Origin of the sequence: Paenibacillus sp. S29 (genome assembly GCF_049319765.1) — a bacterium.
GTDB classification, from domain to species: domain Bacteria; phylum Bacillota; class Bacilli; order Paenibacillales; family Paenibacillaceae; genus Paenibacillus; species Paenibacillus polymyxa_B.
This window is the reverse complement of the sequence record NZ_JBMOUI010000005.1, coordinates 316,723-342,060: the sequence shown is the minus strand read 5'-3', so window position 1 is coordinate 342,060 and position 25,338 is coordinate 316,723. Positions and strand designations below refer to the sequence as shown.

General features: G+C 46.1%; 24 protein-coding genes and 1 other RNA gene. 3 read left to right on the top strand and 22 right to left on the bottom strand.

Features of this window, described 5'->3' with window-relative positions; all coding sequences use genetic code 11:
* Nucleotides 1–110: 110 nt before the first annotated feature.
* Both ACL9RM_RS11370 and ACL9RM_RS11365 read right to left on the bottom strand, forming a co-directional pair.
* Nucleotides 111–602: a hypothetical protein gene (locus ACL9RM_RS11370; RefSeq protein WP_250268839.1), complete on the bottom strand. Its 492-nt coding sequence runs from the start codon at nt 600–602 to the stop codon at nt 111–113.
* A 160-nt stretch (nt 603–762) separates the two neighbouring features.
* Nucleotides 763–1,422 carry a TerC family protein gene (locus ACL9RM_RS11365; RefSeq protein ID WP_013311114.1) on the bottom strand — a complete coding sequence of 220 codons (660 nt, stop codon included), beginning with the start codon at nt 1,420–1,422 and terminating at the stop codon, nt 763–765.
* Nucleotides 1,423–1,639: 217 nt separating this feature from the next.
* On the opposite strand from ACL9RM_RS11365, the gene ACL9RM_RS11360 reads away from it, so the two are divergent.
* Nucleotides 1,640–2,335 carry a TerC family protein gene (locus ACL9RM_RS11360; protein WP_025722107.1) on the top strand — a complete coding sequence of 232 codons (696 nt, stop codon included), beginning with the start codon at nt 1,640–1,642 and terminating at the stop codon, nt 2,333–2,335.
* A gap of 71 nt (nt 2,336–2,406) precedes the next feature.
* On the opposite strand, the gene thiI is transcribed toward ACL9RM_RS11360, so the two are convergent.
* From thiI to ACL9RM_RS11330, 6 genes are all read right to left on the bottom strand, one after another.
* The gene (thiI, locus tag ACL9RM_RS11355; RefSeq protein ID WP_250268840.1) at nt 2,407–3,633 is read right to left on the bottom strand and encodes a tRNA uracil 4-sulfurtransferase ThiI; all 1,227 of its coding nucleotides are present in this window, start codon (nt 3,631–3,633) and stop codon (nt 2,407–2,409) included.
* Between the two features lies 1 nt (nt 3,634).
* Nucleotides 3,635–4,783: a cysteine desulfurase family protein gene (locus ACL9RM_RS11350; protein ID WP_250268841.1), complete on the bottom strand. Its 1,149-nt coding sequence runs from the start codon at nt 4,781–4,783 to the stop codon at nt 3,635–3,637.
* A 157-nt stretch (nt 4,784–4,940) separates the two neighbouring features.
* Nucleotides 4,941–5,633: a lytic transglycosylase domain-containing protein gene (locus tag ACL9RM_RS11345; protein WP_250268842.1), complete on the bottom strand. Its 693-nt coding sequence runs from the start codon at nt 5,631–5,633 to the stop codon at nt 4,941–4,943.
* 222 nt (nt 5,634–5,855) lie between these two features.
* On the bottom strand, nt 5,856–6,248 hold the full coding sequence (locus ACL9RM_RS11340; RefSeq protein ID WP_061828535.1) for a hypothetical protein: 393 nt from the start codon (nt 6,246–6,248) through the stop codon (nt 5,856–5,858).
* 44 nt (nt 6,249–6,292) lie between these two features.
* Complete coding sequence (locus ACL9RM_RS11335; protein ID WP_061828536.1) at nt 6,293–6,520, bottom strand: DUF1540 domain-containing protein; 228 nt, start codon at nt 6,518–6,520, stop codon at nt 6,293–6,295.
* A gap of 187 nt (nt 6,521–6,707) precedes the next feature.
* The gene (locus tag ACL9RM_RS11330) at nt 6,708–7,214 is read right to left on the bottom strand and encodes a YpuI family protein (protein WP_061828537.1); all 507 of its coding nucleotides are present in this window, start codon (nt 7,212–7,214) and stop codon (nt 6,708–6,710) included.
* Nucleotides 7,215–7,399: 185 nt separating this feature from the next.
* Between ACL9RM_RS11330 and ACL9RM_RS11325 the strand changes: the two genes are divergently transcribed.
* Nucleotides 7,400–9,280, top strand: a complete 1,881-nt coding sequence (locus ACL9RM_RS11325) for a S8 family peptidase (RefSeq protein WP_250268844.1) — start codon at nt 7,400–7,402, stop codon at nt 9,278–9,280.
* Between the two features lie 57 nt (nt 9,281–9,337).
* Here the strand turns inward: ACL9RM_RS11325 and ACL9RM_RS11320 are convergent, their stop codons facing one another.
* Together ACL9RM_RS11320 and ACL9RM_RS11315 are read right to left on the bottom strand one after the other, a co-directional pair.
* Complete coding sequence (locus tag ACL9RM_RS11320) at nt 9,338–9,568, bottom strand: hypothetical protein (protein ID WP_071558470.1); 231 nt, start codon at nt 9,566–9,568, stop codon at nt 9,338–9,340.
* Between the two features lie 88 nt (nt 9,569–9,656).
* Nucleotides 9,657–11,132 (bottom strand): PLP-dependent aminotransferase family protein, encoded by a 1,476-nt coding sequence (locus ACL9RM_RS11315; protein ID WP_250268845.1) that lies wholly within the window; start codon nt 11,130–11,132, stop codon nt 9,657–9,659.
* Nucleotides 11,133–11,249: 117 nt separating this feature from the next.
* On the opposite strand from ACL9RM_RS11315, the gene ACL9RM_RS11310 reads away from it, so the two are divergent.
* Nucleotides 11,250–12,470 (top strand): PLP-dependent aminotransferase family protein, encoded by a 1,221-nt coding sequence (locus ACL9RM_RS11310; RefSeq protein WP_250268846.1) that lies wholly within the window; start codon nt 11,250–11,252, stop codon nt 12,468–12,470.
* A gap of 410 nt (nt 12,471–12,880) precedes the next feature.
* Here ACL9RM_RS11310 and rnpB read toward each other — a convergent pair.
* From rnpB to era, 12 genes are all read right to left on the bottom strand, one after another.
* Nucleotides 12,881–13,279: RNase P RNA component class A (rnpB, locus tag ACL9RM_RS11305), an RNA gene on the bottom strand.
* A 103-nt stretch (nt 13,280–13,382) separates the two neighbouring features.
* Nucleotides 13,383–14,498: a Nif3-like dinuclear metal center hexameric protein gene (locus ACL9RM_RS11300; protein WP_039272270.1), complete on the bottom strand. Its 1,116-nt coding sequence runs from the start codon at nt 14,496–14,498 to the stop codon at nt 13,383–13,385.
* Complete coding sequence (locus tag ACL9RM_RS11295) at nt 14,474–15,235, bottom strand: tRNA (adenine(22)-N(1))-methyltransferase (RefSeq protein ID WP_250268847.1); 762 nt, start codon at nt 15,233–15,235, stop codon at nt 14,474–14,476. The genes ACL9RM_RS11300 and ACL9RM_RS11295 overlap by 25 nt, the downstream gene beginning before the upstream one ends.
* Complete coding sequence (locus tag ACL9RM_RS11290; protein WP_250268848.1) at nt 15,232–16,071, bottom strand: hypothetical protein; 840 nt, start codon at nt 16,069–16,071, stop codon at nt 15,232–15,234. Before ACL9RM_RS11290 ends, ACL9RM_RS11295 begins: the two co-directional genes overlap by 4 nt.
* A gap of 87 nt (nt 16,072–16,158) precedes the next feature.
* Nucleotides 16,159–17,292: an RNA polymerase sigma factor RpoD gene (gene rpoD, locus ACL9RM_RS11285; RefSeq protein ID WP_007431230.1), complete on the bottom strand. Its 1,134-nt coding sequence runs from the start codon at nt 17,290–17,292 to the stop codon at nt 16,159–16,161.
* A gap of 43 nt (nt 17,293–17,335) precedes the next feature.
* A complete protein-coding gene (gene dnaG / locus ACL9RM_RS11280) occupies nt 17,336–19,210 on the bottom strand; it encodes a DNA primase (RefSeq protein WP_180984627.1) in 1,875 nt (624 codons plus the stop codon).
* Entirely contained in the window at nt 19,203–19,679 is a 477-nt protein-coding gene (locus ACL9RM_RS11275) for a YaiI/YqxD family protein (RefSeq protein ID WP_250268942.1), read from the bottom strand. The genes dnaG and ACL9RM_RS11275 overlap by 8 nt, the downstream gene beginning before the upstream one ends.
* Nucleotides 19,680–19,800: 121 nt before the next feature.
* Nucleotides 19,801–21,876, bottom strand: a complete 2,076-nt coding sequence (gene glyS, locus ACL9RM_RS11270) for a glycine--tRNA ligase subunit beta (RefSeq protein WP_250268849.1) — start codon at nt 21,874–21,876, stop codon at nt 19,801–19,803.
* Entirely contained in the window at nt 21,869–22,756 is an 888-nt protein-coding gene (gene glyQ, locus ACL9RM_RS11265) for a glycine--tRNA ligase subunit alpha (RefSeq protein ID WP_023989480.1), read from the bottom strand. Before glyQ ends, glyS begins: the two co-directional genes overlap by 8 nt.
* Before the next feature lie 403 nt (nt 22,757–23,159).
* The gene (recO, locus tag ACL9RM_RS11260; protein WP_013311133.1) at nt 23,160–23,912 is read right to left on the bottom strand and encodes a DNA repair protein RecO; all 753 of its coding nucleotides are present in this window, start codon (nt 23,910–23,912) and stop codon (nt 23,160–23,162) included.
* A 42-nt stretch (nt 23,913–23,954) separates the two neighbouring features.
* Nucleotides 23,955–24,092, bottom strand: coding sequence for a YqzL family protein (locus tag ACL9RM_RS11255; protein WP_013372137.1), 138 nt, complete (start codon nt 24,090–24,092; stop codon nt 23,955–23,957).
* Nucleotides 24,093–24,416: 324 nt separating this feature from the next.
* The gene (gene era / locus ACL9RM_RS11250; protein WP_029517791.1) at nt 24,417–25,319 is read right to left on the bottom strand and encodes a GTPase Era; all 903 of its coding nucleotides are present in this window, start codon (nt 25,317–25,319) and stop codon (nt 24,417–24,419) included.
* Nucleotides 25,320–25,338: the final 19 nt, after the last annotated feature.

Genomic DNA, 25,338 nt, shown 5'->3' with positions numbered 1-25,338 from the left:
ATTCCGACGCTCTTATCATATCCATTATATTATAGTTGAAATATGTCATAAAGCAAGACATTATTGCCTGTTCCGTAATTTACCGCCATAAAATCTCACAGCTTGTCGTTTTACCTTTTGCGTTTGCCACGGTTGTTTAGGACCAACCAGATTCCAGCGCCAATCAGTAAAACTGCAATAACATATATGATACCCGTTCTTAAGGAGGTAATAACCAATAAAAGCACCGATACCAAGCCCAATATTACGCCCCCTGTATATACATTGCGAGAAAGCGAAATATCGTTAATGGCGTACTCCCATAATCCAATCGCCACACCTAGAAGTAACAAAGGCCATAAATAGGCCATTAAATGCCAGCCCCAAATATTGCAGAGCAAAAATAAGAAGCCATAAACCGACAAAATCCCTGCCGGCAGCAACATAAAGGGTGAAACTTTACGCTTTATGTACATTGCATGCAGTACGATTCCAGGTATTAAAAACAGCAAAGGCCAAAAGTTTCGTCCCAAAAAGGAGAACGCCCCCAGTTTCCCCAACAAAATAATCAGTCCTACGGCAACAATGCCCACTCCGATCATACGCTCTTTTCCGGAATTCATCGTGGTCTCCTTTGTTTGCTGAATTTGTTTTTAGGTCTCTTAATGTGATTGTTTTTAAGTATATTTTTGTGAATATAGAGTCTTTACAAAAACCGAGTAAATCTGGCATTCGCAAAAACTCTATGTCTATTTTAGCCGATGTTTTCCAAAAAAACTACGTTCAAATATGGCGAGCTCGTAACTGACGATATATACCTGCAACGACAACTGCTGTTGCCAAGAGTCCCGGTAACCATGCATGTATAAGCTCTCCCGTACCTGCTAACCATACACCCAATCGGGGATCACGCAGTAGCATTTCTCCTGCCGTAAAAGCCAGGATTGCAGATCCGAGCAAAACAAGTACAGGGAACCGATGAAGCCAGATCGCAATCACGTTGCTGCCCCAGACGACAATCGGAATGCTAATCGCAATACCAATGACAATAATAGCGATATCCCCATCTGCTAGAGCTGCAATAGCTAATACGTTATCTAGACTCATCACAAAGTCCGCTACCAGAATCACCTGTATAGCCTTCCATATGGTTGTTTCTGCTCTTACTCCCACATGATCCTCATTCTCATAAAGCAGCTTAAACGCAATCCATAACAGAAGTAGACCGCCTGCCGCCTGAATAAAGGGTATGCCCAGCAAAATGACAGCTACAAAAGTCAAAACACAGCGCAGGAGGACTGCGCCGACTGCCCCCCACCATATAGCTTGACTCCGCTGCCTTGCAGGCAAGTTTTTGCTCGCCATGGCTATAACAACTGCATTATCACCGCTTAACACCAAATTAATCATTAATATTTTCAACAGCAAAATGATATGCTCCATGTGTACAAACACCCCCATCCTACTTGTATGCGAAATAGGACGAGGCTATGCTTATAAGCCTTGTCAAATAAGTCATCATTTATTAAAAATTGATGTCAAATTTGTTGAGCAAAGACCTTGAAATCAATAACAAACAGCAATATAATGAATCGTATTTCCGAAAAACGGGTATTAAAATAAACAACATACAATGATTTTAGGATGTTTAATCAGGGAGATGAGAACGATTGATATGTCTGGACTTCAGTTCTTTTGGCTACTGCTTAATGTGATATTTATTGACCTTCTGCTCGCAGGAGATAATGCGATTGTAATTGGACTTGCCGCCAGAAAGCTGCCTCCTGCAACGCAAAAAAAAGCGATACTGTACGGTACCGGTGGTGCCCTGCTCATTCGCATAGCAGCCACCATTGTGGTACTCTGGTTGCTTCAAGTACCATGGTTGTTACTCATCGGAGGTGTCATGTTAGTCTGGATCGCGTATAAGTTGCTCGTAGACCAGGAGGATCATACCGAAGTCAAAGCGGGAACAACGTTATGGGGTGCTATCCGCACGATTGTTGTAGCCGATGCGGCTATGGGTCTGGACAACGTGATTGCTGTTGCTGGCGCGGCCCAGCAGCATTTGCTCCTTGTAGTGCTGGGACTATTAATCAGCGTACCGATCGTTGTATGGGGAAGCACTCTTTTTATCAAGTTGATCAATAAATTCCCTTGGATTATCTATTTAGGATCGGCTGTGCTTGGTTATACAGCCTCTAATATGATTACTGAAGAACGTAAGCTGGAACCCTACTTTACTGAGCACCCTGCGCTGCGTATCTTGTTTATTGCCGCAGTCATGGCAGGTATTTTGCTCACAGGATATCTTCAAAATCGCAGAGCAGTGTCCAGTCGAGAAAAAGCCGTCTAAAATGATTCAAAAACTGTTTTAATTAAAATAAAAAGGCAGACCCAAAATAGCTGGTGGGTCTGCCTTTTTGTTTAAAACCAATCTTCCTGTATAACTTCTTCTTTGCGCCCCTCTATAGCTCCGCCTGCCTCCAGGACAAGCGTCTCCGTTGTAGCCACAGCCTGTTCAATCAACACATTTAAATCCCGAATAGAGGCTTCAATCTTTTGAACAACCCACAAATTTGGATTGGTCGTTGGGGATTTAGGAACAAACAATGTGCAGCAATCCTCATAGGGGAGTATCGATAGATCGTAGGTGCCAATCTGCTTTGCGATTTCCGTGATCTCCTGTTTATCCATCATGACGAGAGGTCGCAGCAATGGTAATTCTGTCGAGCGGCCAATCACATTCATGCTGGATAACGTTTGACTAGCGACTTGCCCCAGACTGTCGCCTGTCACGAGTGCCAGTGCTCCTTCACGTTCAGCCAGCATCGTTGCAATTCGCAGCATAGACCGTCTCATTAGCGTAATAATCAGATTATCCTGTCCAGTGCGCGTAAAGGCCGTCTGCACCTCTGTAAACGGTACAAGGTGGATTTTGATCCGACCCGCATAGCCTGCTAATACCCTTGCCAAATCAATAACCTTTTCCTTCGCACGCTCACTTGTAAATGGATAGCTATAAAAATGTACACATTCGATTTCCAATCCTCTACGCATGGAAGACCATCCTGCTACCGGGCTGTCAATTCCACCAGACAGCAGCAGCATAGCTTTACCGTTCGTTCCTAACGGAAAGCCCCCTACAGCCATAATAACATCGCTGAATATATAGGCCGCCTGCTCTCTAACCTCCACACGTAACTCAATATCTGGTTGATGTACATCGACCCTCAACGCTTGAAACTCTCGCAATATAGGAGAACCAATTAAATGATTCATCTCTTGTGAGGAATGAGCAAACTCCTTCCATACTCTGCGGGCATTTACCTTGAACGTCGTTCCCTCGGTCACATTCAGCTCACGTATCAAAGCTACAGCGGTCTCAATGATAGCATCCAGCTCGACAGGAGCCATTTTGACAGGACTTATTGTCGTGATGCCAAACACTTTTTGTAACACCTGAATGATCTGTTCATAAGGCTCTCCTCCGAGAACCACATAAATCCGTCCAAATTCCTTCCGCAAAGAAGCACCGGGAAAGGGCTTTAGCAGCAGCTTCACGTGATTCAGTACAGCCTTTTCAAAACGAGTCCGATTCTTCCCTTTTAATGTAAATTCACCGAAGCGAAGTAACAGCATATCATAGTGCATTTTAACGTTTCCACCTTTCAAGGGATTCCAGCTTGGCTACAGCCTTTCGCAGTGCAAGTATAAGCTCATCGATATCCTGTTCCATATGTTCATCACCGAAGCTGATACGAATGCCGCCAGACGCTTCCGCCTCATTGCATCCCATCGCCAGCAGCACCCGACTGGGTTCAGCCAATTTCGAAGAGCAAGCCGATTTGGTGGATACTACCACACCCAGTTGCTCCAGCGTATGCAGCATTACCTCGGCTTTCATGCCTGGATACGAAAAGTGGATAATATGCGGCGCTTCTTCCCCGCTGTTCAGCCGCAGTTGAGGGAGTGTCTTCACTTCTGCGACCACCCGTTCTCTCCACTCGGTCATACGGCGTGCTGTCTCTACTTGCCGTTCGCCCGCCAACCGTATCGCCTTAGACATACCGACAAGCACCGGTACATTTTCCGTACCTGCACGAAAACCCTGCTCCTGAGAGCCGCCACTATGCAGTGGGAAAAGCTCTACACCTTCCCGAACGAATAGTAGTCCAGCACCTTTGGGTCCACGCAACTTATGCGCAGAGAGACTGTACAGATCAGCCTGCCATCCCCGGATATCAACCGGTAGCTTTCCAAACCCCTGTACACCGTCAATATGAAATAGTACACGGGGGAACTGTTTCTTCAGCGCAACTCCGATATCATGCAACGGTTGCACCCTTCCCGTCTCATTATTGACATGCATGATACTGACTAAAATCGTATCTTTACGGACAGCGGCACAAACCTGTTCGGCGCTCACATGCCCTTCTGCATCGACAGGTAAAAATGTAACCTCAAAGCCCAGATTTGTCAGTTGTCTGCAAGCTTCATACACAGACGGGTGCTCTGTCGATACAGTAACAATATGCTTGCCTCTGGTCTGATACTGCAAAGCTGCTCCCTTGATAGCAAGATTGTTGCTTTCCGTTGCCCCAGATGTGAAGACAATCTCTGATGGATACACTCCCAAAGCCGCAGCACATACTTCGCGCGAACGCTTAAGCAACTTATCTGCATCCTCTCCATATCGATGCATCGAGGATGGATTCCCGTAGTGGCGTCTCATGACCTCGGCAACTGTTGTAATCACCTCTTCAAAAGGCGGAGTTGTCGCGGCATAATCAAAATATTTCATTGCACTCCCCTTTTCCGCTCTATAACTGCTGCAACAAAAAAAGACCAAAACAGGGAAAGGCCGCTACATTATAGCGACACCCTTTCCCCATATTGATCCTGTCTGCGGACCTAATCTAATTGAAATTACGCACTTTTTTCGTTGTAAGCTATAGGGCTTAGATCGTATATTTTTCACGTGCATTTTGAATTTTGGTAATATATCTTTGCGTTTCCACCGGAAGCTTGTCCAGTACAGCCATTAACTGTTCATCACTATTTACACCAAGCCGCTGCACCCGTCCGGGACCTGCATTATATGCAGCCAGCGCCATATTTTCTTGTCCGTTAAATCGTTTAATCTGGTAGGACAAATAACGAACACCGGCATCAATATTTTGAACAGGATCATATGGGTCGCTGACTCCCAGGCCTTGAGCCGTAGCATCCATAAGCTGCATAAGCCCTTTGGCTCCGGCCGAAGAAGTGACCGACGGATTAAACGAAGATTCCGTGTCAATAACCGCTTTAATCAACGCTACTGGAACGCCGTATTTCTGGCTAGCCTCGTTAATCAAACCATCATATGCTGTAGGTGTTGTGGGTCCGTCTGTTGCTGTGCTGGAAGGAGCGGGGTACAATGACGAAGCCGTCCCCCTCGAAGGTCCCAATTGAAGCCATAGCAAACCGTTTTCGTCTCTGGTAACATCACTTGAATTTTCTCGTGTCACAGCACCATCTGTTTCCAACTGACCTACTTGTTCCAGTAATCCGGAAAAAGCGTCCGTTGTACCCGTCTGGGTTGTAGCACTCATATTATTTAACAGCTGCATGTCTAACATGGACTTGGACACGCGCGGATCAATTTGCATGTGGTGTTCCCAACTTTCTATAGTTGTTATATCCCAAATAGCTTGTCATTACTGCTATGATACAACTTTTTACTATGTACTTCCATACCTTTTAATGAAAAAAAGCTCCGTTTCTGTCGAAAAGACAGCGGAGCTTTATAAATCAGCTTTAATGTAATTATATCACTAAGATGATTTTTCTCGGATATACAAAAAGAAAACTGAGCTTGTTCTCCAGTAGGGTCAACGAACGAACGGGATAAAAGCAAAATAACTCAATGTCGCCAGCGCCCCAAGACCAATCGACCAAATGCCGGTCGTTTTGCTGCCATTCACATAAGCAAAAAAACCTAAAACTGCAGCAATAGGTCCCAGCACAATTGACCACATAAACAATGAGGCAATTCCTGCAGCCAGACCAATATAGCCAGAAATACGGCCACTATTGTTTATAACCTGCTCTTCACCCTTAACCTCATGTCGAGTCACAGCTGAGCCGGGAGCAACCTCTGCTGCATATTCCTCACGATCATTACGGCGCTTGGCAGATCGTTCATGAATGTGACGGGGGTAATCTACACGTTCGCGGCTAACATGCTCTTTACTCTGATGCTTGTCATTTTCATGATCTTCCATAATAAACTGCACCTCCAAATGCGAAATGAATCGCGCAATAAAATTTACACGGACTTCGGCTTAAAAGTGTGGCAACAGGTTGCGGCTGACGTGGCAGCCTTATCACGTTCTTCTGAACTGAAGCTTTCTCCCGCATATTCTTCTTTAAATTTCTTACCGGCATGACCATCAACTTCAATCATGATCAAATCTGCCTTGCAAAAGTTGTTTTCTCCCCAATAATGGCAATTGGCTACGCTACACTTAACGATTGGCTTGGCCTCTTGGCTCATGATTATCACCTCGGATTCATTGTCCCCCCGCTACCCTGCACCTATGCGTTCATGGTATATGGCAGTTGGTGACATACGAAAAAAGCCGCTTCCTTCACCTCCTCCAAAATGGCAGGAAGCAAGTAGAAAACGGCTTGCTTGTCTTGTTTTAGTTTTTGATTAGAAATGATCTTCCCCATTGAATGCTTTAGGCATGAGTACGTCGAGTCTGCATCCGGCGCTGAGTCAAATAGTCACTTTCATAATAAGTCAGATCATCACGCAATTCTTCAAAATTTTTCGTAATGTCCATGATCACTTCGCGAGCGGCTGGCACTGGCGTTTTACGGAAGCGAATAGCATCTTGTCCCGTATACGCATAGCGTCCATCCTCTGCGTAAGATTCATTTTTGGGATAAAAAAAGCTGTTCACGCAGTCATGGTAAACGTTATACAATGCCTTTTCCGCAAAATCGACGTCAAAATTGGCACGGCGTAAAGCCACACCCAGCTTTTCATAAGATACTTCGGAAAAAACAAGGACATGACGGAGATCCGACAAAAGGCCTTTGTAAAAAAGTACGGACTCCTCATTGCCATCTGCAGCAAGTTGCGGCAAAGCATGCTCATTGAGGAATGTTTCCACCCGTTTCACGGCAGTTTTCAGTCTCTCCTGCGCCGACTCACATAATTTTTGTACGTTGACTGCTGACATCAAGGCAGCTCCCCCTTATTTGTTGCTTGTTCATCAATTGGTTACCCGAAAATAGTCCCTTCTAACCGAAAGAGCTGTAATTTTCAGTATTTATCCTACCACAAATGAGCATTGAAAGGTATAAAAACATGCCAACCTCCTCACGCTAAACCATAAATTTATGAATACTCAAGGAGGACGGTCCCATGTCTCGGCGAAAATGGTTAAAACCCCTGCTCGGAGCAGCTACCGGGGTGCTTCTCATCACACTGATGCTGCCTTCCCGTGATCACCGCCATACACCGCAGCCCGAATATACGGCCAAGATGGTGCCACAGCAAGAGAAGCAGCTCAAAAAAGGAATGTTGGCTTTGGACCTGTCCGCTACGGATACCCTCACACGCATGGATGCAAGGCAGGATATTCAATACGTGATGCGGGAGCTTGATGGTAAAACTGCTGATCAGAAAAGGCAGTTTACCCGCACGCTCCAGCAATCGCACAGTCATCTTCATACGTTACAGTTGATTCACACACGCGACGGGAACACGAGCACCTATACGGGCGGTAAATCACAAACTCGTCTGCTGAGTCATCCTCAAATTAAAAGCAGCTTGGCCGCCGCTCGCCGTTCCGTCATGCAAAATAAATCCTACGAATCTGCTGCATTTCAGGCTGAAGGCGGTAAATATTTTGTCATGGCAGAACCATCGGCTGACGGAACATGTGGCGTTGCTGCCCTGGTTAGTCAGCAAGTATTGCGTGACGTGGAGAAGCATCAGCGTAAGAATTTGCGGTTGATTCCCTATCCAAAAGAAGGCAGCTACAAAATCGAATCCGTACATCCCGACACATTGCACGATATTACTGTCAAGACGGGCCACGACAACGAAAATGCAAGTCATTATTTTGAAAACGAAATTGTCGTTCGCTTCCGTCACAATCCTGATTCACGACAACTGCAGGAAATTGCAGCAGATTTACACTGTGCGCCAGGCCGCAAGCTTGGTTATACCTATGTATTTCATTCAGATAAGATGAACTTCAAGGAGCTAAAGCAATATTTTTCAAGAAAGTGGAACCCGCTTTATATTGAGCCTCACTATATGTATCTAACCAATGAGAAAACACCTATCCAAGCGGACAGCTCTATCCCCAATGATTTGCTCTTTTCCCGCTATCAATGGAATCTGCCGGCTACGGAAACCAACCGGGGATGGAAATTAAGCAAAGGCAGCAAGGATGTAATTGTCGCTGTCGTAGATACGGGAGTAGATTTGGATCACCCCGACCTAAAAGGTCAAATCCTTTCAGGGCATAACGTGGTAAACCCGTCTGAAAAACCTTATGATGACGTCGGTCACGGAACGCACGTCGCCGGCATCATTTCTGCCCTCGTGAATAATGCTGAGGGGGTCGCTGGCATGACATGGTACAACAAAGTCATGCCGATTAAGGTACTTGACCAATCTGGCTCCGGTACGACTTACTCGGTTGCAGAAGGTATTATATGGGCAGCTGATCATGGGGCCAAGGTCATCAATTTGAGTCTGGGCAATTACGCACAAGCTGAATTTTTGCATGATGCGATCAAATACGCCTATGATAAAGATGTCGTATTAGTTGCAGCCACAGGTAATGACAATACGGAACGACCTGGCTATCCAGCAGCGTATCCAGAAGTATTTGCCGTTTCCGCTACAGATTCTTCTATGCACCGTGCATCCTTTTCTAACTATGGAGATTATGTAGACGTCATGGCTCCAGGTGCAAGTATCGCCAGTACGTACCCAGGGAATCAATATGCTGCACTGTCGGGCACTTCAATGGCCAGTCCCCATGTATCAGCACTTGCTGCACTGATTCGATCCATTAACCCCGATCTGACCAACAAAGAGGTAATGGAATTAATGAGAAGCAGCGTAATTGACTTGGGCACACCAGGGCATGACAAATATTTCGGGTATGGTCAAATTGACGTGTATAAAGCGTTGAAAGCAGCACAACGTCCATATGTTCCTTTGCAATTCTATCCACAGCATTTAAGTGACAAGTTAAAATCTATATTAAAGAAACTGGAAACGTAAGATTCCTTATTGGAAAAAAGCAGCCATGTTGCTCCATGGCTGCTTTTTTGGGCTTTATTAACGCTTGGAACTGCTGCGAACAGGACGCTTGCCATGGCTGCGAGTATGACAGCAAGGTTCTCCAGGATCCTTTATACTCACCGGAAATACGTGATGAGGCACAGGTACAATGTGCGTCTGATTTACAATTTCAATCGGATGAACCACAGGCACGACTTGTGGGAAAAATTGATGATTTACAAATTGGATCGGTGGGCACACGATCGGGTCGTAAGGGCAATGACTCATAATGTGCAACTCCTTTCGGTGAATTAGTACAGCATATTAAGAAGGCAGGTGCTGTGCTTGGATGTTTACCCCCTAATACAAATATCCCTTATAAAATAGGCTTCCGTTCAACAATGACCGAACGATCAAGCAGTTCGCCCAACAAACTGCACAGTTTGTGAAGACCTGTTTTAAGTGTTTCCTTGTCTGCATACGAAAAAGAAATACGGATATGATTACTGTCCATACCACCTGCATAACATACTGCACCAGGTAAAAAGGAAACGCCTTCTCGGTCAGCAAGCCGCTCCAATTCTGGAATATCAACATTAGGAGGAAGCTTAATCCACACATTTAGGCCGCCTTCGGGAGCATACCAGCTGACCTCTGGCGGAGCATAGCGCTGGAGCGTGTGCAATGCGACTGTCAACCGATCCCGCATTTGTTCCCGCAACCAAACAAGGTGCTGATCAAGTCGGTTCTTGATAAAGGGCAGTAGCGCTTTTTGTGTTAATAGAGGGCTCCCCAAATCCGTTGTAGACTTGGCAGCCACCAAACGATCCATTACACTGCCAGTGGCCGCTACACAAGCTATACGGCAGCCGGGAGCAACGGTTTTGCTAAAGCTTTTGATATATATCACATGTCCAGACTGATCATGCGCCTTGATAGAGAGTGGCGGCTTTGTTTTATAATAAAGGTCGGAAAATGGATCATCTTCAACAATGAGACAATGATAACTTTGAGCTAGATCCAGTAATTGTGTGCGTCTGGCCATCGTTAAAGTTACTCCGGTAGGATTATGAAAAGTGGGTATCGTGTAGATCAGTTTTGGGGGATGAGTGTCGCAAAGACGTGTGAGGATATCGATCCGCATGCCCTGCTCATCCATCGGAATCATAATTACTTTGGCACCACGACTGGTAAACACATCAATGGCCCCCGTATATGTAGGAGCCTCCATGTAGACAACATCTCCAGAACCAACAAAAGTACGTGCCACCAAGTCAATCCCTTGTTGGGCACCACTGGTTACGAGTAGCTGTTCTGCCACTGTGCATATACCGCGTTCGTTCAAGTGATCTACAAACACTTCCCTCAGCGCTAAATCACCTTCAAAAGTCCCATATGCTGCCATTGCATCGGGATTTCCAGAGGATAGACGTTGAGTATCAGCAATGATTTCGCGTGTAGGAAGAAGCTCCGGTTGAATTGCTGCTATATGAAAAGAATAGGGAATCTGTCTGCTATGGTTAAAGTTTCTCCATAGCTGTGCGCGCGGCAAATAATCGATCAGCGACATTTGCCATGACAAATCCTGCGCTCCCTCACCTTGAACAGCTACCGAAGGCTCCGCTACATAGCAACCTTTTCCCTGTGTACAGATAACCAAATGAATAGACTCCAGCTCAGCATATGCCTTGCTTACAGTTACAGGACTTACCGCAAGCAGGCTGGACAGATGACGGACAGACGGAAGCTTTGTGCCCTGAGGCAGCAAGCCAGACTGGATGCGATCTGCTAATGTTTTGGCAATCTGTAAATATAATTTGACACTGCTATTGCGGCTGAGATCAATATGCATCGGAACTGTCCCCCCCAAAAAATCAACTGTTACATTTAGACGTTTACTGTTATACTTCATTATCGATATAATACAACAAATTTCATAGTACAGTATAGAACACAGGAGATGATTGGATTGGAACACAAATTTTCGGGTATGGCTCGTACTCAGGGCTCGTCCATGGTAAGGGACATTTTAAAGCTGACACAGGGAACAGATGTGTTATCTCTGGCAGGCGGCCTTCCTGCCGATGCCTTTTTCCCCATCGAAGCTGTTGCTAAAGCCTATGAGCGGGTATTTCGCCTCGGCGGTACTACCGCTCTTCAATACGGCCTAACCGAGGGCTACATTCCTCTACGGGAACGTCTTGCAGCAATCATGTCATCCCAAGGCATCTCCGTCACCAGAGATAATATCATTATGACGACGGGCTCACAGCAGACTATTGATCTGGTTTCGCGTGTGTTGCTCGATCCGCAGGATACTGTATTGGTGGAGTCCCCTACTTATTTGGCGGCTCTTCAGGTATTTAATTCCTATGGTGCCAACATTGTAAGTGTAGATACAGACTCTAACGGTATGCAATTAGAAGATCTTGAAGCCAAGATCAAAAAACATCAGCCTAAATTCGTGTATGTCATCCCCACCTTCTCCAACCCGGCAGGAAGTGTTTGGAGTATGGAACGCAGAACAGGCGTTGTTGAACTATGCCGTAAATACGGCACTTTGATTTTTGAAGATGATCCTTACGGACGTCTTAAATTTGACGAAAACCTTAACTTTCCATCCCTTTTCTCAATTGATCAACAGTTAGGTGGAGACAGTCATGTAATGTACACTTCTACATTCTCTAAAACTGTCGCTCCAGGTGTTCGCTCTGGATGGTTGGTAGCCGATCAAGCTATCGTCGTTAAAGTCGCGAATGCCAAACAATCTGCCGATCTGCACTCCAGCAGTATTGATCAACGTGCTTTGAATGAGTTACTGGACTTTTTTGACTTGGACGGACATATTCGTACCGTGTCCGCCGAGTACCACACTCGTATGCTACGTCTCACATCGCTGATGAAAGAACGCCAATGGGAAGGAATCACATGGAATGATGCACTTGGCGGTATGTTTATGTGGGTTACCCTACCTGAGGGCTTCCGTTCTGACCGGTTGCTGCAACTCGCAATTGAGGAAGGAGTCGCATTTGTGCCTGGACAAGTCTTCTATGCTGACCTGAGCGGCAGCAACCATATGCGAATCAACTTCACGCATACCGATCCTTCTCTGCTTCCAAAAGCAGTTGACCGATTGGATCGAGCACTGAAGATGTACACAGAGGAAAGTGTGGTAAAAAGCGTACGCTGATGGAGTTGGCAGAACACGTACGTGAGGCCCGCTTCACGTTGTTTTTACGATCGCTGTTATCCCTGATTTGTTTGAATTTTGAATAGTGGTGGAATCTGGGACAAAAGCCGCACGCCTCGCTTCTACAGATTCAAATGCGTTGCTACGCTGACTACGTGCCTCTTCCTCGCACGTTTTTACGGTAGAGGGAGTAAAAATTAAAATGAAAGCCTCCAGTAATTATGCTTGGGGGCTTCAATCTAAAAATGCACTATTTCTGCGCAAATACGGTATGTTAAAAAGGGTGTGTCATGATTCCCACAGGAATATGACACACCCTTTTTAATTCAATAAATACATTTGGATTAAAGGCTTTCATGCAAACAGGTCATTTACAAAAGTTAAATTCATACATTTTAAGGTGTTGCAGTGGGGAAAGTTTTCCGTAAGCCGGGTTCTGTGCTATTCGTGGTACAGACGGGAACTACCCTCCCACTACAAGCGACAATCATCTATCTAGGCCGAACATTGCTATCCAGCTCCAGCGACCAACCTAGACACGCCTCGGGCTAAGGCTGCTTCGCGAAGAAGCTGTGTCCCATTAGGTCTTGCTCCAGATGGGGTTTACCAGGAACGAAGTCACCAGCGTTCCTCGGGGTCTCTTACACCTCGGTTCCATCCTTGCCTGTGCCGCAAGCGGCCATCGGCGGTCCATTTCTGTGGCACTATCCTTCAACTCGCGCTGACTGGACGTTATCCAGCATCCTGCCCTATGGAGCCCGGACTTTCCTCTCGCGGCTTACGCCGCCAGCGATTGTCTGTCAAACTTTCCGAACAACATTACATAGTATACAGGGAACGCGCGCACGTTACAACCCTGAAAATATTGTAAAAAGTAGAAAGCACCTTTATTTTCTCATAGACGTTGAGGTTTTACAAAAATTGGAAAGGTTCGGTTTCCACCTGAGATACATGTACTTCCGTTGAGTATCGACCTTCTGCCAAGCGTTTACGCATCCACTCTGCAGTTTTAGGCTTCATAATCTTTTCAGCGTTATGTCCAGGGTCAATAATAGCGATCCCCGCCATAAGGGCATCCTGAGCCGTGTGATAGTCAATATCCCCCGTGACTAATACATCAGCCCCCTTAAAAAGCGACTTGTTCACATAACGGCTGCCAGAGCCCCCAAGCACGGCTGCCTTTTTGATCGTACGATCTAAGTCGCCCACCACACGTACATGCTCGACGTTGAGACCGTTTTTCACAACATCGACAAACTCGCGTAACGTGCAGGCTTCCTTAAGCTTGCCGACCCGCCCCAAACCAAAGCTACGGCCTTGCAAATCCATATGGTATAGGTCATAAGCCACCTCTTCATAAGGATGAGCCTTCAGCATCGCTTGAACAACTTTATTGCGTACACCCTGCGGTACAATGGTCTCAATACGAACCTCTTCACTACGTTCCATTTTACCCTGCTCACCCAAAAACGGCTGTGTGCCTTCACCCGGCACAAAAGTTCCGTAGCCATCAATGTTAAAGCTGCAATGGCTGTAGTTGCCAATATGTCCAGCTCCCGCTCCCAGTACGGCATCCAGTACCCGTTGATGATGTGTTTTGGGTACGAAAACGACAAGCTTGAACAATTGCTCGGTGTGAACATCCTCCAACGTACCTTCACTTTGAATACCCAGTGCTTCCGCCATCCAGTCATTCATGCCGTTCTCAGCCGTATCCAGATTCGTATGACTGATGTAGACAGCAATATCATTCTTGATCAGCTTTTCATACAATCTGCCCGCAGGCTGATCCGTGTTCAAAGCTTTAAGTGGGCGGAATATAATCGCATGATGCGCAATAATGAGGTCTGCTTTTATGCGGATTGCCTCTTCGACAACCTCATCATTAACATCCAGGGCTACTAATATGCTTTTGATTTCCTTTTGCAGACTACCCAGCTGAAGCCCGATTCTATCGTCTGGAACTGCCAAGTATTTTGGAGCCAGCTGCTCCATGTAGCTAATTACTGTCTGTCCTTTGGCAAACATGCAAGTACCTCCTCTAGCTGTTCAATTTGCTTGCGCAATTGTTCCCGCTTATGCTGTGCGGATTCCTGATCTGACCGTGCCACTTGTGCCAGCACATCCTGAAGCTTGCGAATCTCCAATTTCCATTTATAAAAAAAGATTTCATTCGGTGCTTTAACCAATAGCGGTCCAAGTTGCATTAACAAATCCTGTGTCAGTACCAGCGAACTATCGGGAAGTTTCCATGGTTGATACAGCTCATCCTGTTTCAGTGGGCTTACCGAATCAGGTACTGCCGTCAGAATCTCATATATTTTTCCGTCTTCTTCCATAATATGTTCACTTGTTAGTACCCATTGATGTTCAATGAGCCATCGGCGTAAAATATCCTCGCCTACGTTAGGCTGTAGAACAAGTTGTTTTACTGAAACAAGCTTGTCTTTCCCTTGCTCTAGAATGGAAGCGATCAAGGCACCACCCATGCCGGCTATTGTAATAACATCAACCTCATTGGCCTTAATTACAGCCAAGCCATCTCCCTTTCTAACCGCAATGCGATTAGTAAGACCTGCTTCGGCCACCTGCTTTTGAGCCGCACGCAACGGCCCATCGTTGACTTCACCCGCCACGGCTTGCGGTACTCTGCCACTACGCACTGCAGCTACAGGGAGCAGTCCATGATCCGAGCCAATATCCGCAAATCTGCTCCCGGCAGGAATTTGTTCCATAATATATTGTAATCGTTGAGAAAGTTTCATGACGTCACCCACGTAATCCATTTTTTTCGAGTCCAAAATAAAATCCCTACAACAAATGCCAACTTCAGTATGCTGTAAAACACCACATCTCCCGCTGCTTGATGGCGCAGGATAATCATGTCTGCTTCAGCCATGAATGCTAGTGTCATGCCTATAGCGAAATAAACCAAAGCGAGACGCGGAAAGCGGCGATGTACCCACCAGCTTAACCAGATCAACAATACTGCGTGTAAAATCCAAAATGCCTCAAGCATCACCAAAGTTGCTGTAGGCCAGTAGCGGCCTATAAGGACCGCGTACACTAAAAGCAGCCCAGCAAGACCACAGTAATGAAGTAAGCTGATCCGCAAAGTTAATCCCACAAGACACCATACCACACCGCATAGGCCTACGAGAAAAAGAAACCAAACCTTAGCTTCACCTTGATGGAGCTGAATGATCCACACACCCGAACCCAGCATAATCGCGCTGCCTAAAGTGCTCAACATCGCACTCATACTCTTTTCGGAAGACCGCCAAAATGCGGCCACTCCATAGCAAATCGTAGTAACTGCACTTGCCGAGAATATTTGCATTGCCAACGGAAAAGCGGTAAAATAAAAACCGATCAAACAAATGCAGGAAATAATGACAAAACCAAGAAGCCAGGCGATCCCATGCCCGTGTCTAAGATATGTAAGCAGCCCGGTGTTGTTACGGTTCTGGCTCTGCGACGGCTCTTCGTCCTCCCGATACAGGTTAGACAAAAAATCGCAATATTGCTCAGGGAGCAGCCGACTTCGCCGCCAATGCTCAATTTCATGTAACAGTATTGCCCGTTTTTTCTCCTGGTCCAAGCTTCTTCCCCTCCACCAAGGCTGCCATGAGATAAAAAAAGACCCCCTGCGCGCTTCAAGCCGCAGAAGGTCCGCAATGTTACGCTTCTATTCGAGGAAATCCTTCAGTCGCTTACTGCGGCTTGGATGGCGCAACTTACGCAGCGCTTTGGCCTCAATCTGACGAATACGTTCACGTGTAACACCGAACACTTTACCCACTTCTTCAAGAGTTCTGGTTCTTCCGTCGTCCAAACCAAAGCGGAGACGCAAAACATTCTCTTCCCGTTCGGTCAACGTATCCAGTACATCCTCAAGCTGTTCCTTCAGAAGTTCATAGGCAGCCGCATCTGCAGGCGCCAATGCTTCCTGATCCTCAATGAAATCCCCCAGATGTGAGTCATCCTCTTCACCAATTGGTGTTTCCAATGAAACCGGTTCTTGGGCAATTTTCATAATCTCCCGTACTTTTTCCACGCTCAGCTCCATCTCGGCAGCCACTTCTTCCGGCGTAGGTTCGCGCCCCAGCTCTTGCAAAAGTTGACGCGATACGCGAATCAGCTTATTGATCGTTTCCACCATATGCACCGGAATACGGATCGTTCTCGCCTGATCGGCTATTGCGCGCGTAATGGCCTGACGAATCCACCAGGTTGCATACGTACTGAATTTAAAGCCTTTTTCGTAATCAAATTTTTCTACTGCCTTAATCAAACCCATATTACCTTCCTGAATCAGATCCAGGAAAAGCATTCCGCGACCAACATAACGTTTGGCAATACTTACAACCAGACGCAAGTTCGCTTCTGCCAACCGACGCTTAGCTTCTTCATCGCCGTTATTGATCCGTTTGGCAAGCTCCACCTCATCATCAGCAGAAAGCAACGGTACACGACCGATTTCCTTCAAGTACATCCGGACCGGGTCATTAATTTTAATACCGGGAGGCAGGCTCAGATCGTCATCGAAATTAAAATCATCCCCATCATTGTTTTCAGGGTCGTCATTTTGACGCAATCTGGTAACTTCTTCGTCGTTGTCATTCACAACCTCAATCCCCAAGTCACCCAGCTGCTCATAAAACTCATCCATTTGCTCGGGGTCCTGATCAAACGGCGACAGTTTTTCCATGATATCTTTGTAGTTCAGAGAAGAACTTTTTTTACCCAACTCAATCAGTTGATCTTTAACCTGATCCAGTGTTAGTTCCGTCTCCAGTTCAGTATGCTGATCATTCGCCATCTTTCGACTCCCTCCTCCCTAGAAACATCCGACCTCTGTGTGTTCATTGTCTCTCTAGGGCTATAATCTCACTTGCAATTTGTGCTGCGCGCAAAAAGTCACCTAAGCGCTCAGCGGCTCTCATTTCTTCCCTTTTCAAATCCAGTTGCTCCTGCAATGGAAATTTTCGCACTTGATGAATATAATCATCCAAAATGTGCGGTGCCCATACGCCTGGAGCATCCATCATCATGATCGAACTTACGTTCTTCTCCAGTCGGTCGTCTTGCAAAGATGAAATAAAACGGCTTGTATCCGGTAACTTCCCTTGCGCGTAATAGGCATATAGATAAGCAGCAATTGCTGCATGATCCTCAATATTAAAGGCGTCGCCCAGATGCTTTTCTACATACTCTGCAGCTTCTAAATCCTGCATCATCCAGTGAAGCAGCCTGCGTTCAGCCACATGGTAAGCTGGCAACAGATTAGGTGTGGAGACCTGCCCTTTTTTATGCCTACCATTATTCCACCCATTTTCGTTATTATCCCCAAAGTTCTGTTTTTTTTGCAGGGATTGACGGAGTAAATTGCATTCTTGCTTCAAGGTTTCAAAATCCACCTTGACTTCGGATGATACTTCGCGCAGATACACTTCCCGCTCGGTCGGGGATGACAGAGGTGCAATGACATTTAATGCTTCGCGGGAATACGCGATTCTTCCTTCTTCCTCTTGCAGTATATGGTTTTTTTTCAGATATATAAGCTTAAATTTCACCGTTGAAACAGCACTTTCGATAATTTGGCGCTGGAATCGTTCGCCGCCGTATTGCCGGATAAAATCATCCGGGTCCATACCGTCACTGACCAGCGCTACTTTCACGTGAAGCCCCGCATTTTCCAACAGCGGAAAATTTTTAAGCGCAGCAGCTTGTCCTGCCCGGTCACCATCATAACAAATAATAACCTCGTCGCACAGTCCTTTTAACATCGTAGCATGGTGCTCCGTTAGAGCAGTGCCCATGGCAGCCACCCCATTTTGTACGCCAGCTTCCCACGCCGAGATAACATCACCATAGCCTTCAAAAAGAACACTTTGGCGTAGCTTGCGAATTGAGGTTTTAGCATGATGGAGATTGTACAGCGTTCGGCTCTTGTTGAATAGCTTGGTCTCCGGTGAATTCAAATACTTCGGCTGTCCCTCACCAAGTATACGGCCTGCAAAGGCAATAACTTTTCCGTTGCGATTCCAAATGGGAAACATGATACGATCCCTGAATCGATCCACATATCCATCACCCTCATGCCGGGGAGAAATAAGGCCTCCCTTTTCCATCTCCACGGGATCAAAAGAACGCTTCTCCAGAAACTGAACGATCGTATCCCATCGGTTGGGTGCATAGCCAATTTGAAATTGATCAATGATCTTGTCACTGAATCCCCGTGAGCGCAAGTATTCCATGGCTGGTTTGCCGTGCTCCGTATTTTTAAGCAAAAAATGGTACATCTTAGAAGTTAACTCATACGCTTGCAACAGCCTGTCCAACTCAGGATGCTGATGCGATGAATCACGTCCCTGCCATTCGCCGAGCGGGATATGACTTTCTTCTGCCATTGTCCTGACAGCTTCGGGAAAGGATAGTCCTTCGATTTCCATCATAAATTTGATGGCATTGCCTCCCGCGCCGCAGCCGTAGCAGTAAAAAATCTGACGATCCGGTGTCACGGTGAATGAAGGGGTTTTTTCGGAATGAAAAGGACAGAGGCCTTTCATATATTTCCCCTGCTTGGTCAAATGCACGTACTTGCTTACCGTATCTACAATATCATGATGTTGTAAAACCGACTCAATGATATCGTCCGGTATGTTGCCTTGTCCGGCACTCATATTAACCACCTTCATCTCTTTAGCACGTAAATATAATTCGATACCGTTACTCATTCTCCTGCAAGCGAAGTAAAAGTTTTGTCAGTTTATGTTGAAAAACTTCACGATCCTCTAATGTAAACGGTTTAGGACCTTTTCCATAACGTCCTTTTTTCCGTTCTTTGGCAGAAGTATGGCGTCGGTCAAGCATGAAATCTATCGAATCGTTTCGATACATAGCTCCGCGAAAAGACATCACTTCACAACCTTTTGCCAAGGCAAGTGCAGCAAGACCATAATCATTGGTGGTTACAATATCTCCGCGGCGGATATGATTGGCAATATAGAGATCGGCACTTTGGTCGCTTCGGTCTACTTTAACGACGCTTACGCCTTTGCTGCCCTGAATGAGATGATCATATGAAGATACCATAATAACCTCAATATGAAAAAGGGAAGCTATCTCCGCAATTTCACTTTTAACAGGACAAGCGTCCCCGTCAACAACGATCCGCACATCCAGTAAAGTTCCGGTTCCCTCCATGAGCATCCCCCATCTCCATCCGCATTCGAGTAAAATACGGAACGGCTGCAAGATTACTCTCACACCGTTCCGTATATTTATACCCATTTTTTCAAGTTGTTCATACTATCACAACTAACGTTTAAACTACAAGCTTGGAAAAATCGGCAAAACGCTTCAGTTCTGAGTCAATAGCAGCCAGCAATGCCAAACGATTATTACGAACAGCATCATCCTCAGCCATAACCATAACGGAATCAAAGAATGCCGTCACCGCAGGGGTAATGGATGAAGCAAGGGCTAACGCTCGTGTCGCATCACCTTCCTGTAAAGCTACGCTATAAGATTCATAAGCGCTAGACCATGCTTCGTAAAGCGTTTTTTCGCCTTGCTCCGTAAACTCACTCGTATTAACTAACTTATGCACTGCTTTAGCAGCCAGATTGCCTACACGATTAAAGGATTCAACTGTTGCTTTGAATACCTCACCTGTTTGTACGGCAGTCATTAATGCAGTTCCGCGGTTAACAACGGAAGCAACATCGTCATATCCAGCTGCAAGCACAGCATCCACAACGTCATAGCGAAGTGTCTCAGACAATAGTTTCTTCACCCGTAATCCGAAAAACTCATGTAATTCTTTACGTATTTCATCCGCGGAACGTTTCATATTTCCAAGGTTGCCGTGCACATCGAGCGCGATATTGAACACATCAGACAACGTAGCCGAAAGCTTACGATCCAACAAGATTTGCACAATACCTGCTGCCTGACGACGAAGCGCGTAAGGGTCCTGTGAACCTGTTGGAATAATACCGATGGAGAAGCATCCTGTAATGGTATCTATCTTGTCTGCGATACTTACAATCGCTCCAGCATTCGTTGAAGGAACCGTTTCTCCTGCATAACGCGGTTGGTAATGCTCAAACACCGCTCTCGCCACTTCTTCCTTCTCTCCAGCCTTACGAGCATAATCCTCACCCATCACACCTTGCAGTTCAGGGAACTCATATACCATTTGTGTTACCAGGTCAAATTTACAAATATCCGCTGCTCGACTAACCGATTCCTGTGTATCTGAGGAAACGTGAAGTTTCTCTGCCAGAGCATCAGCAATACGGCGAATCCGGCGCACTTTGTCTCCAACCGTTCCCAGCTCTTCATGGAAAACGATACTTTCCAGTTTGGAGAGTGCATCTTTAATTTCCAGCTTCTGATCTTCTTCATAAAAGAATTTGGCATCAGACAGCCGCGCACGCAATACTTTTTCATTCCCTTTAGCAATGACTTCCAGCGATTGACTTCCTCCGTTACGTACCGTAACAAAGTATGGCAGTAGCTCTCCTGTGCGATCCAGCACTGGGAAATAGCGTTGATGTTCACGCATGGAAGTAATGAGTACATCCTTCGGAATGTTCAGGAACGCAGGATCAAAACCTCCGAACAGTACAGTTGGGGTTTCCACCAAATACAGCACTTCTTCCAGCAGATCATCCTTGACCGCAATCGTCCAATCTTTTTCGGCAGCCAGCGCTTCAATTTGCTTTACAATAAGCGTTTGACGTTCTTCAATATCCACAATGACATGCTGCTTGCGAAGTACTTCAACATAGTCGGCCGGACTTGCTACAACGGCATCCTGTCCCAGGAAACGATGCCCTCTTGTCACATTTCCTGACTGCACGCCAGCAATCTCCAAATTAACAATATCGTTACCAAATAGGGCAATCAACCAGCGGATCGGACGAACAAATTTAAAGTCATAACTTGCCCAGCGCATGAATTTAGGGAATGTCATGGCATGTAAAATGTGCAATAAACCTTCGGACAGTACATCTGCTGTTGGTACACCTATGCTGCTCTTAGTTGCGTAAATATATTCCACGCCTCCAAGCTCCTTGAATGTGAACTGTTCAGGATCAACACCTTGGCTGCGAGCAAAGCCTAGTGCAGCCTTGCTCCAGTTACCAGCTTCGTCGAGTGCGATTTTGCGGGAAGGACCTTTAACTTCTTCGTTAATATCTTCTTGCTTCTCCGCTACTTCCTTGACAAGTACCGCCAAACGGCGAGGTGTAGCATAAGCCTCTACAGCACCATAAGCAATACGCGAGCTGTCAAGCCACGTCGTCATACGCTGCTTCAACTGCTGAATCGCATTCGGGATAAAACGTGCAGGGACTTCTTCCAACCCGATCTCAAACAATAAATCCTTAGACATTTGCCGCACCTCCTTTCTTCAACAGCGGGAAGCCCAGCTTCTCGCGCTCCTCCAGATAGGTCGCAGCCACCTGACGCGCCAAATTACGTACTCGTATAATAAACCCAGTCCGTTCCGTCACGCTGATCGCTCCGCGAGCGTCCAGCAAGTTGAACGCATGAGAACATTTCAGCACATAATCATAGGCTGGAAATACAAGATGCTGCGCCATCGCTTTATTTGCCTCTTCTTCGTACATATTAAAAAGAGTAAAGAGCATTTTGACGTCAGATACTTCGAACGTATACTTGGAATGCTCAAATTCAGGCTGGTGGAAAACATCACCGTACGTGATTCCATTGACCCACTCCAAATCGAACACATTCTCCTTGTCCTGGATGTAGGAAGCAAGACGCTCCATACCATACGTGATTTCTACGGCAACCGGACTGGCATCAATACCGCCCACTTGCTGGAAATAGGTGAATTGGGTAATTTCCATACCGTCCAGCCATACTTCCCAACCTAAGCCCCACGCTCCCAACGTCGGTGCTTCCCAGTTGTCTTCAACGAAACGAATATCATGCTCCAGAGGGTTAATGCCCAAACGGCTCAAACTCTCCAAATACAATTCCTGAATGTTATCCGGTGAAGGCTTCAAAACTACTTGGAACTGATGATGCTGATACAGGCGATTCGGGTTCTCACCATAACGTCCGTCTGACGGACGACGAGAAGGCTCAACATAAGCTACATTCCACGGCTCAGGTCCGATCGAACGTAAATACGTCATTGGGTTCATCGTGCCTGCCCCTTTTTCCGTGTCATACGGCTGTACAATAATACAGTTGTGTTCTGCCCAAAATTGTTGCAGCGTTAAAATCATCTGCTGAAAATTCATTGGTACACGCTCCCTTTCTACTTCCCTCAAATGTTGGTGATTTCTTCTCATTAAGCTCGTATGTACAGGGCTATTTTATCCCAAAAGCCTTGCTAGAGACAGCAAAAAGCCCCCGCCTCTACGCCTGTACAGACGTAGGGACGAGAGCTGACTCCCGCGGTTCCACCCTACTTGATTGCGATCCTACATCACCAATCAGATCGTAATCCTCTTTTCCGTGTCCATTCAGATGCTCCCGAGTGCCTTGTTCACGAAGAATTCCCGCTGGGCTTACACCGTCCCCAACTCGCTAATTACAGAGAATACATCCCGCTACTTTCTCGTTCAATGCATCTGCTCCCGAAGGAGATATATAGTAGGATATTACACGTTTTCAGCAATACAGTCAAGAGAATAGGGCGTTTCACATATCGTACTTGTCGAGCTGATCCAAGAAATTGCGGGATTTCAGCTTGACCTCCAACTGCATATCCATGAACTGACGCATGACATGTTTGATCTCCAGCTTAGTGGAGTCCTTCACGTCAATGTTGCCGAGCCGATTCAAATCCATTCTGGCGAACAAGCGCAGCAACTTCAATGTACGTGGAGTCACGCTCAATGCAGCTGGATCAAAATGCTTGTAGCTTCGGCACAAAACTCCGCCTAGCCTCGGACTGACAAACATATCTTCATCAGCACATTGTTGACCACTTGAAATACATGCATCAAGCTGAGGAGCATATCCGGCCGCCTGCAATATTTTAAATTCATAAATACTCATGACGATCAGCGGATCTTTGCCACTCTCCAGCGCCTCCAAACATGCTTTTAGCTGCTTAAACCAGAACGCACCTGTTTCCTCATCCTGTAACACCCGATCGAGTAATTCACAAGCATAAGATGCGTAAGCAGCCTTAGTAATATCCTCGCGCAATGTATGGTGGGATTGGATGATTTCACCGGCATTCAACGTGCCTAAGCCTGTGTTTCGAAAAAAAACGAATTCACCGTACGTAAACGGCTGCGTTAAAGCAGCGTGACGGCTTTTGGACTTTTTTGCACCTCTGACCAGCACGCCTGCTTTGCCTCCGCTTTCGGTGCAAAGCGTAATAATTTTGTTCCCCTCACCGTAATCCATGCTGCGGATGACGATTCCTTCCACCCTGTAAAGCATGCCTCTTCCCCCAAACATTCGCGAAGAAGCCAGTGGCTTGTACTATTCACGGGCTTCTTCATGCTCGTCCGACTCTCCCTCATCCGTGTCTTGCTCCCTTGTCACGGCGCTCTCCCGATATAACAGATACGCACCGACATCTCCAGTCATCGCAAAATACTTCCACGAAAAATCTCGCAATTGTATTCATCCTTTCTTCGGAAATGACGTTTGCATCTCAAAAATAGGATGATGCGAGGAGGGGAGAAGTATGCGATGAAATAAATGGATTGCGTTAAAAATGCTCCTTATTTCATCACTGGTCGAAAAGGTAAAAAGAGCAAGAGTTAAGCGCCGCATATGTGCGGCGCTTTGAATGATCAGAAGACTGTTACTTATCTCAGTCATAGAGATCGGGACGGCTTTTTTATGATGCTTACAACAACTATACATATTTATTTAATATCCATTTTTTTAGCCCCAATAAATCCTTGAACTAAAGTGACGTAGTATCGAATTCTGTTTTTAAGCGTCGCGATGGAAGCCAAGGTCACGAAGGACGCGTTCCTGGTTGCGCCAGTCTTTTTTTACCTTAACCCAAAGCTCCAGGAAAATCTTGGAGCCTAGCAGGTTTTGGATATCCTGGCGGGCCTGTTTGCCCACCTCTTTGAGCATGGCTCCCTGTTTGCCGATAATGATCCCCTTCTGGGAGTCACGCTCTACAAAAATAACAGCCATAATATGCACTACACCATTATCCTGCACTTTCATATCTTCAATCATAACCGCAATAGAATGGGGTACTTCCTCACGTGTCATATGCAGAATTTTTTCCCGTACCAACTCGGCAATAACAAACTGTTCAGGATGGTCGGTAATTTGATCATCCGGGTAATATTGCGGACCTTCTGGCAAGTATTTTTGCACCTGCTCCAGCAGGGTGTTTACATTGTTGCCCATTTTGGCCGAGATCGGTACGATTTCTGCAAAGTCGTACAACTTGCGATACTGCTCAATCAGGGGCAACAACGCTTCCGGCTCAATGCGATCAATTTTATTCAGCACCAAGATAACTGGCGTTTTTACTTGTTTAAGTTGTTCCGCAATAAAGCGGTCGCCACCGCCTAGGCCTTCAGCAGCGTCAATAAGAAAAAGTACCGCTTCCACTTCACCTAACGTATTAAAAGCAGTCTGATTCATGTAATCGCCTAATTTTGACTGGCGCTTATGAATCCCGGGTGTATCCAAAAATACAATTTGCGTGTCCTCTGTAGTAAATACGCCGTGAATTTTGTTGCGTGTAGTTTGTGGCTTGTCTGACATAATGGCGATCTTCTGCCCAATGACGTGGTTCATCAGTGTTGATTTTCCGACATTGGGTCTGCCAACAATTGCGACAAAGCCTGATTTAAAGTGTTTCTTAGCCATTTCATTTCCTCCAGCGCGA